General features: G+C 45.7%; 1 protein-coding gene. It reads left to right on the top strand.

Annotated elements, in window-relative coordinates; translation table 11 throughout:
* The coding region (locus tag BLO31_RS04840) for an integrase core domain-containing protein (protein ID WP_139158942.1) at positions 1–504 on the top strand (504 nt) is incomplete at its 5' end.
* Positions 505–519: the final 15 nt, after the last annotated feature.

Raw genomic sequence — 519 nt, 5'->3', positions numbered from 1 at the left:
AATAGCTGCTGGTCTATTGATTTTATGAGTGACTCTTTAATCTGCGGCAGGCGCTTTCGTACGTTCAATGTCGTGGACGATTTTAACCGTGAGGTGCTGGCGATTGAAGTGGATTTAAACCTGCCAGCACCACGCGTTGTAAGGGTGCTAGAGCGTATTATTGCTTGGCGAGGGTTCCCAAGTAAGCTGCGCATGGATAATGGCCCTGAATTCATCTCAACCACTCTGGCTGAGTGGGCTGAAGAGAACGCAATTGAACTGGAGTTTATTCGCCCAGGTAAACCAACAGAGAACTCTTACATTGAGCGATTTAACCGAACTTATCGGACAGAAATACTCAACATGTACGTGTTCAAAACTCTGAGCGAAGTCCGAGAGCTGACAGAAAAATGGATGAAGGAATACAACGATGAACGCCCTCATGACTCACTCGACGATCTGACTCCTTGGGAGTATTTAGCAAGGCATAAAAGTAGGAAAAACTCTAATTTAGAGTGCCACTAAAACAGGGAGGGTTAC

The sequence above is a fragment of the Vibrio sonorensis genome (assembly GCF_001854765.1).
Taxonomy (GTDB): Bacteria; Pseudomonadota; Gammaproteobacteria; order Enterobacterales; family Vibrionaceae; genus Vibrio; species Vibrio sonorensis.
This window is presented reverse-complemented; position numbering and strand designations above follow the sequence as displayed.